The sequence below is a fragment of the Bacillus sp. cl96 genome (assembly GCF_900100505.1).
Taxonomy (GTDB): Bacteria; Bacillota; Bacilli; order Bacillales; family Bacillaceae_G; genus Bacillus_A; species Bacillus_A cereus.
Genome location: NZ_FNDM01000011.1, coordinates 195,992 through 211,274, shown reverse-complemented (window position 1 = coordinate 211,274; position 15,283 = coordinate 195,992). Strand labels below are relative to the sequence as shown.

Here is a 15,283-nt window from a genome sequence, read left to right as displayed (position 1 = left end):
CGAAGCCGCCTTTCAATTTCGAACCATGCGGTTCAAAATGTTATCCGGTATTAGCCCCGGTTTCCCGGAGTTATCCCAGTCTTATGGGCAGGTTACCCACGTGTTACTCACCCGTCCGCCGCTAACTTCATAAGAGCAAGCTCTTAATCCATTCGCTCGACTTGCATGTATTAGGCACGCCGCCAGCGTTCATCCTGAGCCAGGATCAAACTCTCCAATAAAGTTAGTTTGTCTAGCATCTAAAATAAAAATTGACGTTTCACGTTGTTTGTTTCGTTCAGTTTTCAAAGAACTACTTAGTCGCTCATTTGCGACTTCCTTATGTTAACATCTTCATTTTTCAATGTCAACTAAGTTTTTTAATTTCTTTTTTGTCGTTTTCTGCGTTTCCGCATCAGCGACGGTTATTAATATATCATGCAGTATATACAGGGTCAATACTTTTTATAAAAAAATTTCACATCCCGTTAAAAACTTAAAAACCGCTGTAAAAATCATTATAGCGTCCATTCATTCTTGGCTCCCCTCCTATTCATTTCATATCTTATCTCTTTATCAATTTACACGAGAGTGAAAATTCTAAATTTTATGTTATATTATTAGTATAGGAGCGTGGTGAGAATGAGCATTAAGTATTCAAACAAAATCAATAAAATCCGGACCTTTGCATTAAGTTTAGTATTTATCGGCCTCTTCATTGCATACTTAGGTGTCTTTTTCCGCGAAAACATTATTATTATGACAACGTTTATGATGGTTGGCTTTTTAGCTGTTATCGCTAGCACTGTCGTTTACTTTTGGATTGGTATGTTATCTACTAAGACTATCCAAATTATTTGTCCAAGCTGTGATAAGCCAACCAAAATGCTCGGCCGTGTCGATGCATGTATGCACTGCAATCAACCTTTAACACTAGATCGAGATCTAGAAGGAAAAGAATTTGATGAAAAGTATAATAAGAAGAGTTATAAATCATAAGTATCAAGGGAAATACGAATTTGCAACACTACAAACGTTTCAACTCATTAAAAAGTTGATTTCTTAAAAAATCAACTTTTTAATTGTTTTATTAAATTTATTACACCTATTTTTTCGAAATAACAGTAAACATCCCTGTCATATTAGGCGAATAATCTTTAAAATCATATTTTTCATAGAATGATGTTTTACCTTGCGACGCAAACAAACCAATGAATGCTTTATCTGGAGTATTCCCATTTAAGTATTCTACTAAAGTATTCATTATTTTCTTTCCAATACCATTCTTTTGATAATCTGGATGAACCACTATATCTTGAATATAGAAATAGATAGCCCCATCACCAACAATTCTCCCCATGCCGATGATTTGATTATTATCCTTGACTGTTATACAGTAAATCGAATTTTGAAGTGATATTTCCGCCACCTCAAAGTTCATATAGTTAGTCCATCCCACAGAATCACATAAATATTTATATTCTTCCAATGTTGGAATGTTATTTTTAATCTCATATTTCTTCAAAATGTCCCCTCCAAGAATTCATTTCCACCAATACAAAGTAAATTCGACAAACTTTTATCTAACCCTTCTTACTAACTTAGCACTGTAAATCCCGATTAACCTCACGCTAATCCTTATATAATAAAGAAAGAGGCTGACGTATAGCCGTCAGCCCCTTTCTTTATTATATATTACGCCTTATGACACTCTGGACAAACGCCATAAATTTCTAAGCGATGACTATTGATAACGAAGCCTGTCGTTTTCGCAGCTTCCTCTTCCAGCTTTTCCAAGCCTCCATAAGGAAAATCAACAATCTTACCACATTTTTCGCAAATCACATGATAATGTTGACTTGTAACATAATCAAATCTACTTGAAGCGTCTCCATAAGTTAATTCCTTTACAAGTCCAACCTCTTTAAACACACGTAAGTTATTATAGACAGTTGCAACACTCATATTTGGAAACTTACCTTCTAATGCTTTATAAATATCATCCGCTGTTGGGTGCGTCATTGATTCCACAAGGTACTCTAAAATAGCATGACGCTGTGGAGTAATGCGTACACCCGTATTTTTCAGCATTTCTAGCGCTTCTTTTAATTCTTCTTTGACCACCGTCATGCACCCCGATTCTATACGGATTATTATTTTATAATTCTTATAAAGAGTGTACTCCTTTTCTTATAAATCGTCAATATTTCTACTATAAGTATGTAGTTTATTTTTATATTCAGGACTTGTTTTTATGTATCTTTCCCTTTTTTCTTCATATATTCCATAGAAAAAAGTGCGACATAATCGCACTTGGAATACTATCATCTGAGGAGGTATGCCCTACACTTCCACTTTATGTAAGGCAGTAAAATATGTATAGACACTTGCCTTGTTTCTGCATATTTTATCTCCAATGTAGATTTATTTTATATAAGAAAGAACATCCTCAATATGTCCTTTCACTTTCACTTTACGCCACTCTTTTACAAGTTCACCGTCTTTATTAATAAGGAATGTAGAACGCTCGATTCCCATATACTCTTTCCCAAAGTTCTTTTTTAACTTCCAAACATCGTATAACTCTGCTACTTTATGATCTTCATCTACTAAAAGTGTAAATGGCAATTCATGTTTCTCAATGAATTTCAAATGTCTATTCGCTGAATCAGGACTTACTCCAAGAATAACCGTATCCTTCTCTTGAAATACTCCATACGCATCACGAAAATCACATGCTTCAGTTGTACATCCTGGCGTCATATCTTTCGGATAAAAATAGAGAACTACATTTTTACCGCGGAAATCAGCTAGGCGAACTTCTTCTCCGTTACTTCCCTCTAATGTGAATTCTGGTGCCATTTCTCCTACTGTAATCATAGTTATCACTCCTACTCTTTTCCTTTACTATAACAAATGCTTCCTTATTTTTCATTGTCTATTACAGACCTCATCACAAAAGCAAAAGGGAGTGTATATCCAATTAGCGCTTCTGCGATTGCAATCCATCGCCCAATTCCAATCGGAGATATGTCACCATATCCAACAGACAATAAAGTAACTGCGCTAAAATATAAACAAACTTCGACGAGTTGAAAAGAATGAGCGTTCAAACTTTCTCCGTCCTCTTTCAAAACTGCAAAACCCATTTCCTCTAATACAACGTAACTTAATCCAAATGCGATTAGTACTGTTGTATAGATTAAAAATAATGTGGCCAAATTATAGAGCGAAAAAAAACGCGTTGAATCCGAATAGGAACTCCATAATAATTGGACACTTTTCAAAATAGCGATTGCTGCAATTAATAGAATAAATCCCCATAACATGTCCTCCACCTCATTTTATATGTATGAGGTGGAGAACTGATTTATCCCTTAGAAACGAACAAGCTTCTATAATTAATTACCCGCGCCACGATACCTTTTTACCCCTTGGTTCCAGAGGGTGATTGCAATCGTAAAACAGATAACACCAACAATTGGCGTCGCAAATGCATAACTATTCCATTCTGTTTTTCTTAAAAAGTATGCCGCTGGATATACTCCAACAAACGCAAACGGTAAAACAAACGTTAAAATGAAACGAATTACACGATTATAAATATTAACAGGATAGCGCCCGTAATTACCTATGTTATACATAAGAGGCATAATTGAACTTTTCGCATCCGACCAAAAACCAAGGCTCGCCAGCGTAACAAATATCCCTCCATATACAAGTGCTCCTCCTCCTACCATCAATATAAATAAGAAGAAATCATACCAGTAAAAAGATAATTGTAACTCCACAGCTGCATATCCCATTACAACAATCCCTGTAATAGCTCCAATTAAAGATTCAAGTTCCATTCTTTCTAATATAATTTGAAATAGGCTATGGATCGGCCGCGTTAATACACGATCCATCTCCCCTTTAATAATGTATCGATCATTAAAATCCCATATATTAAAGAAAGCTGAAAAGATGGCAAATGGTACTAAAAAGAAACCATAAATAAAGATTACTTCTTCTCGACTCCATCCCTTCAATGCTTGTGTATGCCCAAATACAACGAGAATAAATATTAAATTAACTGCTTGAAGCGATAAATCAGAAAGTAAACCAACGATAAAATCGCCTCGATACTCCAATTTTGTTTTTATATATTGACTTGCATATTGTAAAAATAAGTTTATATATAGCATCTCATCATCCCCCTTGTACAATTAGACGTTTTCTCGCCGTTCTCCACATGAGTACAATTGGAATAATAAGTACAATCGCCCAAATCACTTGAAATACTAAAGCCTCATACAACTTACTCCCCTGTATACCTTCAGAAAAAATCATACTTGGAATATAACTAATAGCCTGAAACGGTAAAAACATCATTGCTTTTTGGGCCCATAGCGGATAAAAACTAATTGGTAATAATAGACCTGAAAATAAATCAATAACAACGCGTTTTGCATACATAATCCCACTATTATTAAATAGGAAAAACGTAAGCATTCCCGTCATTAAATTAATTTGTGTATTAATAATAAAACTAAATATTAAAGATAAGAAGAAATATAACCAAGTTTGAAAATTTGTTGTAATTTGCAACGAAAATAATAACGTAACGATAACCATGCCTGGAATGGAAAAGAAGGCAAAACGGAATATTCCCTCGCCAAGACCTTGCATAACTTTCATTCCCAAATAGTTATACGGACGAATTAATTCTACAGCCACACGTCCTTCTTGAATCTCCATCGCAATTTCCCTATCTATATTATTAAAATAGAAGGCACGTGCCATCCACGCGATTGCGATATACGTGGTCATTTGCGAAATAGATAAACTTTCAATATTCTCTTTTCCACTATAAATTGCTTGCCATAAAAAATAGTAAGCACCGATATTAATGGTATAAATTAAAATCCCGCTATAGTAATTTGTACGATACGCAAGCATCATTAAAAAGCGAATTCGAATCATTTCAATATACTTACCCATGCGTAATACCTTCTTCATAAATGTTACGAATAATTTCCTCTGTAGACACTTCGTTAATTTTTAAATCTTTAATTTGAAAGGCTTGTACTACTTTAGAAATAAGCATTGAAATAATAACTTCTTCATTCGGAATTTTTGCAACCCATGCATTTTCCTCTTTTGCTTTCGACCAAACGACATGATTATCTGGCATAACCATTGATAAAGCCTGATAGGAAACTGGTGCAACAAACTGAAAGTGAATTTCCTTCTCCGCTCCCCACTGCGTACGAAGATTATTTAAAGAACCGTCATACATAATATTTCCTTCATCCAGCATGATAACGCGCTCACATAAAGCTTCAATATCAGTAATATCGTGTGTTGTTAATAAAATTGTTGTTTTATAACGTTCATTCATTTCTTTTAAAAATTCACGTATTTTCAATTTCACAAGTACATCTAACCCAATTGTTGGCTCATCTAAAAATAATAACGGTGGATTATGAATTAAGGCTGCCGCTAATTCACAACGCATCCTTTGACCAAGAGATAATTTTCGAACTGGTTTATCTAATAAGGGCCCTATATCTAACGTTTCAATTACGTGCTCCATATGCTCCTTATACTGAGCGTCTGATACACCATACACTTTCTTTAATAAACGAAACGATTCTTGTACTGCAATATCCCACCAAAGTTGCGAACGCTGTCCAAAAACAACACCAATTGTTCTTACAAATTCTTCTCTTTGTTTATGTGGGTTCATTCCATTTACTGTGATTTGCCCTGATGTCGGAGTTAAAATCCCCGTAAGCATTTTAATTGTTGTTGATTTACCAGCACCGTTCTCACCGATATAACCAACCATTTCACCTTGCTTTACAGTAAAAGATACATCATTTACTGCTGGTACTATTTTATAATTACGATTTAATAAATCGCGAAATGCACCCTTTAAGCCCGGACGACTTGAATAGGCTGTAAACTCTTTACGTAACCCTTGTACCTCAATTACCGATTTCATAATCGGCCCCCCCTCCTAAATGTCACAACGAATAGTTTACCCAACTGCCTTCGCTATCACAAACAATACGTCTTTTCGAAAAACATGTTAGAATAATACATAGATTTTTGTAAGGAGATGAATTGTAGTGAATTTCACAAAGTCAGAAGCATTACATAAAGAAGCTTTAGAGCATATCGTTGGCGGTGTTAACAGTCCTTCTCGTTCTTTTAAAGCAGTTGGCGGCGGCGCTCCTGTTGCTATGGAACGTGGGAAAGGCGCTTATTTCTGGGATGTAGACGGAAATAAATATATCGATTATTTAGCAGCATACGGTCCTATTATTACTGGACATGCTCATCCGCATATAACAAAAGCAATTACAACAGCTGCTGAAAATGGGGTACTTTATGGAACACCAACAGCGCTAGAGGTAAAATTCGCAAAAATGTTAAAAGAAGCAATGCCTGCATTAGATAAAGTCCGTTTCGTAAACTCTGGTACAGAAGCAGTGATGACAACGATTCGTGTTGCTCGTGCTTATACAGGTCGCACAAAAATCATGAAATTTGCTGGTTGTTACCACGGTCATTCTGATTTAGTACTTGTGGCAGCTGGATCTGGCCCTTCTACTTTAGGAACTCCTGACTCAGCTGGCGTACCACAAAGTATTGCACAAGAAGTTATTACCGTTCCATTTAACAATGTAGAAACTTTAAAAGAAGCTTTAGATAAATGGGGTCATGAAGTAGCAGCTATCCTTGTAGAACCGATCGTTGGAAACTTCGGTATTGTAGAGCCTAAACCTGGATTCCTTGAAAAAGTGAATGAACTTGTTCACGAAGCTGGCGCACTAGTAATTTATGATGAAGTTATTACTGCTTTCCGCTTTATGTACGGCGGTGCTCAAGACTTACTTGGTGTTACACCTGACTTAACAGCGCTTGGTAAAGTTATTGGCGGTGGCTTACCAATCGGTGCTTACGGTGGTAAGAAAGAAATTATGGAACAAGTTGCTCCGCTTGGACCTGCATACCAAGCTGGTACAATGGCAGGAAACCCTGCTTCTATGGCATCAGGTATCGCTTGTCTAGAAGTACTTCAACAAGAAGGGCTTTATGAGAAATTAGATGAACTTGGTGCAATGCTTGAAAAAGGAATTTTAGAGCAAGCAGCGAAACATAATATCGACATTACATTAAATCGTCTAAAAGGGGCTTTAACTGTATACTTCACAACTAATACAATTGAAGATTACGATGCCGCACAAGATACAGACGGTGAAATGTTCGGTAAATTCTTCAAGCTTATGCTTCAAGAAGGAGTTAACTTAGCACCTTCTAAATACGAGGCATGGTTCTTAACTACAGAACATACAAAAGAAGATATTGAATATACAATCGAAGCTGTCGGCAGAGCATTTGCTGCCCTAGCAGACAATAAATAATCCCGTCATTAAAAGGAAAAAAGAAAGCTCACCTTTCTTTTTTCCTTTTTTCTATTTCATAAATTACGTATTAATAGTATAATTATTCATAATTATCTGTTTTATATTCTTTTACAGCATTACTATCTCTGTGTACAAGGTGATTTGCGCCTTAAATAGTAAGATTATTCTAACTTTTACAAGAGGGGGGATTGACGGATGCTCAATAAAAAAAATACATGGACACCGTCTTTATTTCGAGATTATAGAAATGCAGAACATGATGCGTGTGGAATCGTTTCCGTTATGGAGAAACGAAAAATTGCTACAAAAGAAAACATTGACCTTTGCATACAATCACTCGTCAAAATGAATCATAGAGCTGGTTTCATTAATGGCGAGGGCGATGGCATCGGCATTCACATTGATATACCAAAAACACTTTGGAATGAAAAACTAAAAAGTAGCGGATATAATCCAACGATTGTGGATCATCCCCACTTTATCGTTGGACATTTTTTTCTAAATAAAAAAGAAAACATTACTGCCTTAAAAGATTATATTCGTACGCAATTAAACAACAAAAACTTTACTATTATTTTCGAAAGTGACGATGCAACAAACTCAGATGCGCTCGGTCCACTTGGTAAACAAGAAGAACCTTTATTTTGGCAAGTTGCCCTTATCGCAGAAAACGAAATTATAAATATTGAGCAAACATTATTTTCTGTCACAATAAAAATAGAGGAAAACGAAGCAATTCATGTTGCTTCATTAAGTCATGATCATGTTGTATATAAAGTTCTAGGTGCTGGTGATACGCTTGTTGCCTACTATAATGATTTACAACATCCGCTTATCGCTTCAACTATGACATTAGGACATAACCGCTACTCTACTAATACATTATCTAATTTTTTTCGTGTACAACCATTTAGCATTCTCGGACATAATGGTGAAATTAACACAATTGCGAAATTACGCGATCAAGCTGAAATGATTGATGTACCACTTACTGCAGGAGGCAGTGACTCTCAAGATTTAAACCGCACCTTAGAAACCCTACTTGTTCAATACGGCTACAGCTTATTTGAAGCAATGGAAATTCTATTCCCACCAATTATTAATGAAATTAAACTTTATGAAACACCTTTACAAGATTTATATACGTATATACGTGAAGCATGGGGACATTTTGCACAAGGACCAGCTGGCATCATTTCCCGTTTTAAAGATGAAGCTGTTTTCAGCGTTGATTCCCTTGGATTACGCCCAGTATGGAAAGTAGAGACAGAGAGCTCTTATATTTTCTCTTCTGAACCTGGAGTTGTATCACCAACTAAATATGTAGCAGAACCAAAACCACTCGCTCCTGGAGAAAAAGTCGGATTAAAATGGAATGAACAAGATGAACTTGTTCTTTATGAATATGACAAATATCAAATCCAAGTATATAACCGTTTTAAAAAGCGAATTGATACTACCAATTACCATTTAAATTTATCTATCCCTGAAACGAAAAAAATCCAAGGGCTATGTGATTCTGTTCAAGTTGAAACGAAACAATACGTCGCTTTCGGATGGGACCGAGAACATATTCAACTTCTTGAACAGATGGCAACAAAAGGCGTTGAGCCAATACGCTCACTTGGGCATGACTCACCACTTGCCGCACTCGATACTGATAGACGAAATATCGCTGACTTTATTAAAGAAAGTGTAGCTGTTGTTACAAACCCTGCAATTGACCGTGACCGTGAAATTGAACACTTCTCTACACGTACTGTACTTGGAGAGCGTCCAAGTTTATTAAGCGGCGCAAAACGGCCATTTGTAGTTGAAATGCTTTCACCAATTATTTTAGAAGGCAGCGTGGCACAACCTATTGCAGAGGAATTACACACAATTACGTACGAACAACTCATAGAGCTATTTAAGACTCATAACTCTATCGCCACAATCTCTGCTACATTCAGCTCGTCAGAAACTCTGCAATGCGCATTAAGCCGCATTAGTTCTGAAGCGATAGCTGCTGTTAACAATGGCGCTTCCCTACTAGTATTAGATGACGCCAAAGCCCATCTAAATGAACGATTGTGGATTGATCCACATTTAGTTACTGCTAAAGTACATCAAGCATTAAGTGAAAATAAATTACGCCGCAATTGTTCTCTCGTTATACGTTCTGGTGCTCTTCGCTCCTTACATGACATTGTCACGCTATATGGATTAGGAGCAGATGGTATTAATCCATATTTATTATTCGCGACTGTAAATGATGGAACAAAAACACCAATTACGAATCTATATAATGCACTTAATAAAGGATTAGAAAAAGTCATTTCAACAATTGGAATTCATGAGTTACGTGGTTACGGACGTCTCTATTCATCTATTGGATTACATGAAGAAATCGCAAATATATTACAGATTACAAATTTCTTCGGTTCAAATGATTTAGCCTTTTCACTTGAATCACTTGTTGAAGATGCAAAAATACGAGCAGAGGATTATAACAATCCTAAAATTAGAATGCGAAAATCATTTCATATATTCCCGCGAATTTGGAAAGCAATCGGCGATGTTGCAAAAGGAAATTCTTATGATGATTACCGTGACAAGTTAAGTGAACTAGAAGAGAATAATCCAATCGCAATCAGACACCTTGTTCAAACGAAACAAACAAAACATGTCGTTCCAACTGAAGAAGTATCTATCGGCATCAAAAATCATAATTTACCATTTATTATTAGTTCTATGTCATTTGGTTCTCAAAACGAAATTGCCTTTCGCGCATATGCAGAAGCAGCCGATCAGCTAAATATGATTAGCTTGAACGGTGAAGGCGGCGAAATTAAAGATATGATTGGAAAATATCCACATACACGTGGACAACAAGTAGCATCTGGGCGATTTGGAGTAAATGCCGAACTACTAAACTCATCAAACTTAATTGAAATCAAAATCGGTCAAGGCGCAAAGCCTGGGGAAGGTGGGCATTTACCTGGTTCAAAAGTGACAGCCAAAATCGCTGAAGCACGTAATGCGACAATCGGCTCAGATTTAATTTCGCCTTCTAATAACCATGATATTTATTCAATTGAAGATTTAGCTCAAATGATTACAGAAATTAAAACAGCTAATCAACTTGCCAAAGTAGCCGTGAAAGTCCCTGTTGTTCCTAATATCGGAACAATTGCTGTCGGTATCGCCAAAGCTGGCGCTGATTTTATTAACATTAGCGGATTCGATGGCGGAACAGGCGCTGCACGTATTCACGCATTGCAGCATGTAGGTCTCCCTGTAGAAATTGGTGTTAAAGCCGCTCACAACGCTTTATTAGAAGCAAGCATGAGACATAAAGTAGAGATTTGGGCAGATGGTGGTATTCGAAGTGTAAATGATGCCTTGAAAATCATGCTCCTCGGAGCAAACCGTATTGGATTTGGCACACTATCAATGATTGCAATCGGCTGTACTACTTGCCGTGGGTGCCATCTAGATACTTGCCATGTTGGAATTGCGACACAAATCGAGTCTGAAGCACAAGCAAAAGAACATGGGTTACGCCGCTTCGTCCCACGCGAATTAGAAAGCGCAGTTGCTGGCCTGCTAAATTTATTCACCTCTTTCGGTGTAGAACTAAAACGATTAACAGGACAGCTTGGTTATACAAATTTACAAGCAATTGTTGGGCGTTCTGATTTATTAGAGCAAGTTCGAGGCGAAAATTTATTAAACTTACGTAATTTACTACAAATAATAGAACATCCATCTGTTACAACAACAGAAGGCGTACCGGAAAAACAATTTAAGACAGTTCATTCCGCTGACTCAAAAGAATTGGTAGGCGTTGGTGTAGAGCAACGCGTTATGGGTGGTCTAGAATCATGTTATCGCGTTCGCAGTAAACTATATGAAGCTACTCAACTTGAACCACTTACATTAAAGTATACGGATGGTTCTATTCCCGGAAATGGGTTAGGTGCTTACAATAGTGAAAATTTATTTATACACGTAAATGGCGGCGCACAAGATGGCATTGGTAAAACTTCCTTTGGTGGTGGGATTTATATAACGAAATCAAAAGGAAAAGACGGAGTATATTATAACGGTTCTGTCGGAAAAGGATTTGGATATGGTGCACAAAAAGGGGCACTATACGTACAAGGGAACGCTGATGCTCGCGCTGGCATTCGCCTTTCTGGGGCAGACATGATAATTGGAGGTAGAATAACAAAACCACTCCGTGAAAAAGAGCAAGGAAATATAGGTGCATACTCCAATATTAAAGGTTTTGCTTTTGAATATATGACAAACGGGCGAGCGCTTGTTTTAGGTGACCCTGGTCCATGGATTTGCGCTGGCATGACTGGCGGTGTTGTTTATTTGCGTCGTGATTCAAACTTAGGCTTAACAGAACAGGCCTTAAAAAGAAGAATCGCAAAAGGCGCAAATGTTACATTACAACCAATTAGTAAAAATGGTTTGAAAGATGTAACTGAATTATTGCTAGACTATATTCGTGTACTAAACGAGCACGAGCAATATGAGGAAGTTGCTTTGTTAACACCATTATTAGATGATATACAGAACAAGTTTTTTGAGATTATCCCGAAAAAAGAACAGGCAGATCCATCTATCTCAACAGAGTAAAATGAGTAATTTTCATTATTAAGAAAAAATTGACGAAGTACGCTTCTCATAGTAATCTATAGTAACAATTTGAGACCTGCTGAAATTCAGCAGGTTTTTTTACTAAAAACTGATGTTTAAAAGGAATTAGGAAAAATTATAAAGTGAAACTTTAATTAGCCTACACCAATCGGACGTTTACCGGCATCCAGCTTCTGAATTTTGAGGCGTGAATCTTACTACTCACAATTAGCGGGATAAAATGAACACTAATTTCTTTTAACGTCACTAAAATATCACTTGCTAACATATTGTAATGAATGTATAGTATCATGTTGTACATTCATTATGACAAGAGAAAGGATCTTATTAAGGGTATGAAACTTGGTGCTCGCATTTTAAAAACGGGTATTGCCATCACGTTAGCTTTATTTGCTTGTATTTTACTTCAATTACCGAGTCCGGTATTTGCGGGAATTTCAGCTATCTTTGCTGTTCAACCGTCTGTATACCGTTCTTATTTAACAGCACTTGAACAAATTCAAGCAAATGTAATTGGTGCGATATTTGCTATCGCATTTGCTACTGCTTTTGGACATAATCCTTTTATTATTGGATTAACATGTATATTAGTAATTGCTCTTACATTACAATTACGATTAGAAAACACAATATCAATTGCTTTAGTAACAGTTATCGCCATTATGGAGTATCAAGGCGAAGATTTCTTTAGTTTTGCCTTACTTCGATTTGCGACGATTATGATTGGTATTATTGCGGCTTCACTTGTAAATTTAGTATTTATGCCGCCAAAATATGAAACAAAACTTTATCATCGTATCGTTGATAATACAGAAGAAATTGTAAAATGGATTCGAATGAATAGCAGGCAGGCTTCTGATTTTACAACGCTAAAAACTGATATTGATCGTATGAAAGAAAAAATGATCAAACTAAACCATTACTATTTGCTGTATAAAGAAGAAAGAAGCTACACGAAAAAAGTAAAGTTCGCAAAAATTCGTAAGCTCGTTTTATTCAGACAAATGTTAGCGACAACAAGCCGTGCTTTAAGTACGTTAAAATCATTACACCGTACTGAAAATGAACTGCGCTATATGCCGGAAGAATTTCAGGAATCTATCCAAAACGAACTTGACTCATTAACGCATTATCATGAACAAGTTTTATTAAAATTTATTGGTAAAGCAAAAAAACAACAATCAGTCGAAATGCTTGATGAAGTTGAAACAGGTAAACAAGAATTAATTGATATCTTTATGGAATATCAAAATAAAGACGATGAAGAAGCATATAAAACATGGTTACATCTCTTCCCTCTTATTTCTTCCATCATTAACTATAGTGAAGAAGTAGAGCATTTAGATTTGCTTGTAGATAGCTTCTACACATACCATAAACCAGAAAAAGAACTCCAAATCGATGATAAAAAAGAAGACGAATAAAAAAACAGCTCCTTTTATGCTAAAGGAGCTGTTTCTGTTATATGTTGAAGTTGATATAAATTGTAATAAAATCCTCTTTTTTGCATTAACTCTTCATGAGAACCAGTCTCTTTAATCTCACCGTCTTCAATGTAAATAATCGTATCAACATGCGTAATCGTCGCTAATCGATGTGCAATTATAATCGTTGTCCGGTCAGCAGCTAACGTCTGAAGCGCCTCTTGAATATACCTTTCATTTTCTAAATCTAATGCTGAAGTTGCTTCATCTAATATAAGTACCGAAGGATTCTTTAGAAACACTCGTGCAATTGCCACGCGTTGTCTTTGCCCGCCCGATAGCTTCACACCACGTTCTCCAACGACAGTATTATAACCATCTGGTAAGTCTATAATAAAATCATGAATTTGCGCAGCTTTAGCAGCTGCAATCACCTCTTTCTCTGTAGCCTTCGGATTTCCATATAAAATATTAGCTCCAATTGTATCGCTAAACAATAAATTATCTTGCAGTACAATTCCAATATGACTACGCAAATTTCTCATATTATACTTTCTTACATCTATGCCATCTACATAAACCGTGCCTTCAGAAACATCATAGAAACGCGGGATCAAACTAGCAAGAGATGACTTTCCTCCCCCACTTGCTCCTACAAGCGCTACTTTCTCTCCAGGCTGCATAGTTAATGACAAGTTGTGTAATATCTCTTTTTCATCTACATTATAACGAAAAGAAACATTGTCAAATACAATTTCTCCATTTAATTTTTTCGTTTGTACCGCATTTGGCACATTAACAATATCGTATTTTTCATCTAACAGTTCAAACACACGGTCCATCGATGCAAAAGATTGTGTTAATGTTGTAGATGAATTAACAAGGCGGCGAAGCGGACTATATAAACTATCCATATATCCAACAAAAGCTACCATCGTTCCTAGCGTTAACTGTCCTTGAATTACTTCATATGCTGCAAAACCAATCACAAGTAACGGACCTAAATCGGTTAACGTATTTACTGCCGAAAATGTTCTTGCCGTCCAACTTGTATGGGTTAATGCTTTCGTTAAAAATTCATTATTTCTTTTTTCAAACTGCTTCCCCTCATACTCTTCTAACGCAAAGCTACGTGTCACTTGCATTCCTTGAATACGTTCATGCAAATACCCTTGCATCGTCGCTAACGCTTGTGAACGCTCTTTCGTCAATTTCCGAAGACGTCCGAAAAAATATTTCACTGCAATTACATAAATAGGTAAAATCAATAACGCAACAAATGTTAATTTTATATTCATAGAAAACATAACAATGATAGCAATAGCAATTGTTGCAGTATCTAACCAGACGTTCATCAAACCAGTAATTACAAAATCTTTCGTTTGTTCTACATCATGGATGACACGCGAAATAATCTCCCCTGTTTTTGTATTGGAGTAATAACGTAAACTTAACTTTTGTAAGTGACCGAAAATATGCTTCCGCAAATCATACAGTATTGTATTTGCGATACGTTGGGCGAAATATTGACGATAATATTCAATCGGTGGTCTTAATACCGCAAAAATAAAGAAAGCAATTCCAATCGCTGTTATTAATTGAGATGTTTTATCTTGAAGTGAGCCAGCGCCTTGAATTACATCATCGATAATATACTTTAATAACCACGGCATAATAAGTGGGATACCGAACTTAACTAGTCCAATAATAATTGTAATAGCAATAAGCCACCGATATGGTTTAACAAATTGTAAATATCTTTTTATGCCTTGCACATAATCCCCCCTCTAATAGGACAAACCTGCCGGG

Annotated in this window: 12 protein-coding genes and 1 rRNA gene; 4 read left to right on the top strand and 9 right to left on the bottom strand. The window is 36.2% G+C overall.

Features of this window, described 5'->3' with window-relative positions:
- Window positions 1-221 (bottom strand): 16S ribosomal RNA (locus BLT20_RS22430); the annotation flags it as partial.
- A gap of 400 nt (window positions 222-621) precedes the next feature.
- Here BLT20_RS22430 and BLT20_RS22420 point away from each other — a divergent pair.
- Window positions 622-978 carry a YgzB family protein gene (locus BLT20_RS22420; RefSeq protein WP_000025058.1) on the top strand — a complete coding sequence of 119 codons (357 nt, stop codon included), beginning with the start codon at window positions 622-624 and terminating at the stop codon, window positions 976-978.
- 106 nt (window positions 979-1,084) lie between these two features.
- Here BLT20_RS22420 and BLT20_RS22415 read toward each other — a convergent pair whose 3' ends face one another.
- The 7 genes from BLT20_RS22415 to BLT20_RS22385 form a co-directional block, all read right to left on the bottom strand.
- A complete protein-coding gene (locus BLT20_RS22415) occupies window positions 1,085-1,504 on the bottom strand; it encodes a GNAT family N-acetyltransferase (RefSeq protein ID WP_000759735.1) in 420 nt (139 codons plus the stop codon).
- 170 nt (window positions 1,505-1,674) lie between these two features.
- Window positions 1,675-2,103, bottom strand: coding sequence for a peroxide-responsive transcriptional repressor PerR (perR, locus tag BLT20_RS22410; protein WP_000237829.1), 429 nt, complete (start codon window positions 2,101-2,103; stop codon window positions 1,675-1,677).
- 300 nt (window positions 2,104-2,403) lie between these two features.
- Window positions 2,404-2,859: a thioredoxin-dependent thiol peroxidase gene (bcp, locus tag BLT20_RS22405; RefSeq protein WP_000633710.1), complete on the bottom strand. Its 456-nt coding sequence runs from the start codon at window positions 2,857-2,859 to the stop codon at window positions 2,404-2,406.
- A 44-nt stretch (window positions 2,860-2,903) separates the two neighbouring features.
- Entirely contained in the window at window positions 2,904-3,308 is a 405-nt protein-coding gene (locus BLT20_RS22400; RefSeq protein ID WP_000964343.1) for a potassium channel family protein, read from the bottom strand.
- 72 nt (window positions 3,309-3,380) lie between these two features.
- A complete protein-coding gene (locus BLT20_RS22395; RefSeq protein WP_000965773.1) occupies window positions 3,381-4,166 on the bottom strand; it encodes an ABC transporter permease in 786 nt (261 codons plus the stop codon).
- A gap of 4 nt (window positions 4,167-4,170) precedes the next feature.
- Window positions 4,171-4,962, bottom strand: coding sequence for an ABC transporter permease (locus tag BLT20_RS22390; protein ID WP_000521519.1), 792 nt, complete (start codon window positions 4,960-4,962; stop codon window positions 4,171-4,173).
- Window positions 4,955-5,968: an ABC transporter ATP-binding protein gene (locus tag BLT20_RS22385; protein WP_000843655.1), complete on the bottom strand. Its 1,014-nt coding sequence runs from the start codon at window positions 5,966-5,968 to the stop codon at window positions 4,955-4,957. The genes BLT20_RS22390 and BLT20_RS22385 overlap by 8 nt, the downstream gene beginning before the upstream one ends.
- Before the next feature lie 127 nt (window positions 5,969-6,095).
- Here BLT20_RS22385 and hemL point away from each other — a divergent pair, with 127 nt between their 5' ends.
- The 3 genes from hemL to BLT20_RS22370 all read left to right on the top strand — a co-directional run bounded on the left by hemL (window position 6,096) and on the right by BLT20_RS22370 (window position 13,474).
- Window positions 6,096-7,394 (top strand): glutamate-1-semialdehyde-2,1-aminomutase, encoded by a 1,299-nt coding sequence (gene hemL / locus BLT20_RS22380; protein ID WP_001011863.1) that lies wholly within the window; start codon window positions 6,096-6,098, stop codon window positions 7,392-7,394.
- 198 nt (window positions 7,395-7,592) lie between these two features.
- A complete protein-coding gene (locus BLT20_RS22375; RefSeq protein ID WP_000932763.1) occupies window positions 7,593-12,029 on the top strand; it encodes a glutamate synthase-related protein in 4,437 nt (1,478 codons plus the stop codon).
- 356 nt (window positions 12,030-12,385) lie between these two features.
- Window positions 12,386-13,474, top strand: coding sequence for an aromatic acid exporter family protein (locus BLT20_RS22370; protein WP_000765787.1), 1,089 nt, complete (start codon window positions 12,386-12,388; stop codon window positions 13,472-13,474).
- 14 nt (window positions 13,475-13,488) lie between these two features.
- Here the strand turns inward: BLT20_RS22370 and BLT20_RS22365 are convergent, their stop codons facing one another.
- The gene (locus tag BLT20_RS22365; RefSeq protein WP_001161599.1) at window positions 13,489-15,249 is read right to left on the bottom strand and encodes an ABC transporter ATP-binding protein; all 1,761 of its coding nucleotides are present in this window, start codon (window positions 15,247-15,249) and stop codon (window positions 13,489-13,491) included.
- Between the last annotated feature and the right edge of the window lie 34 nt (window positions 15,250-15,283).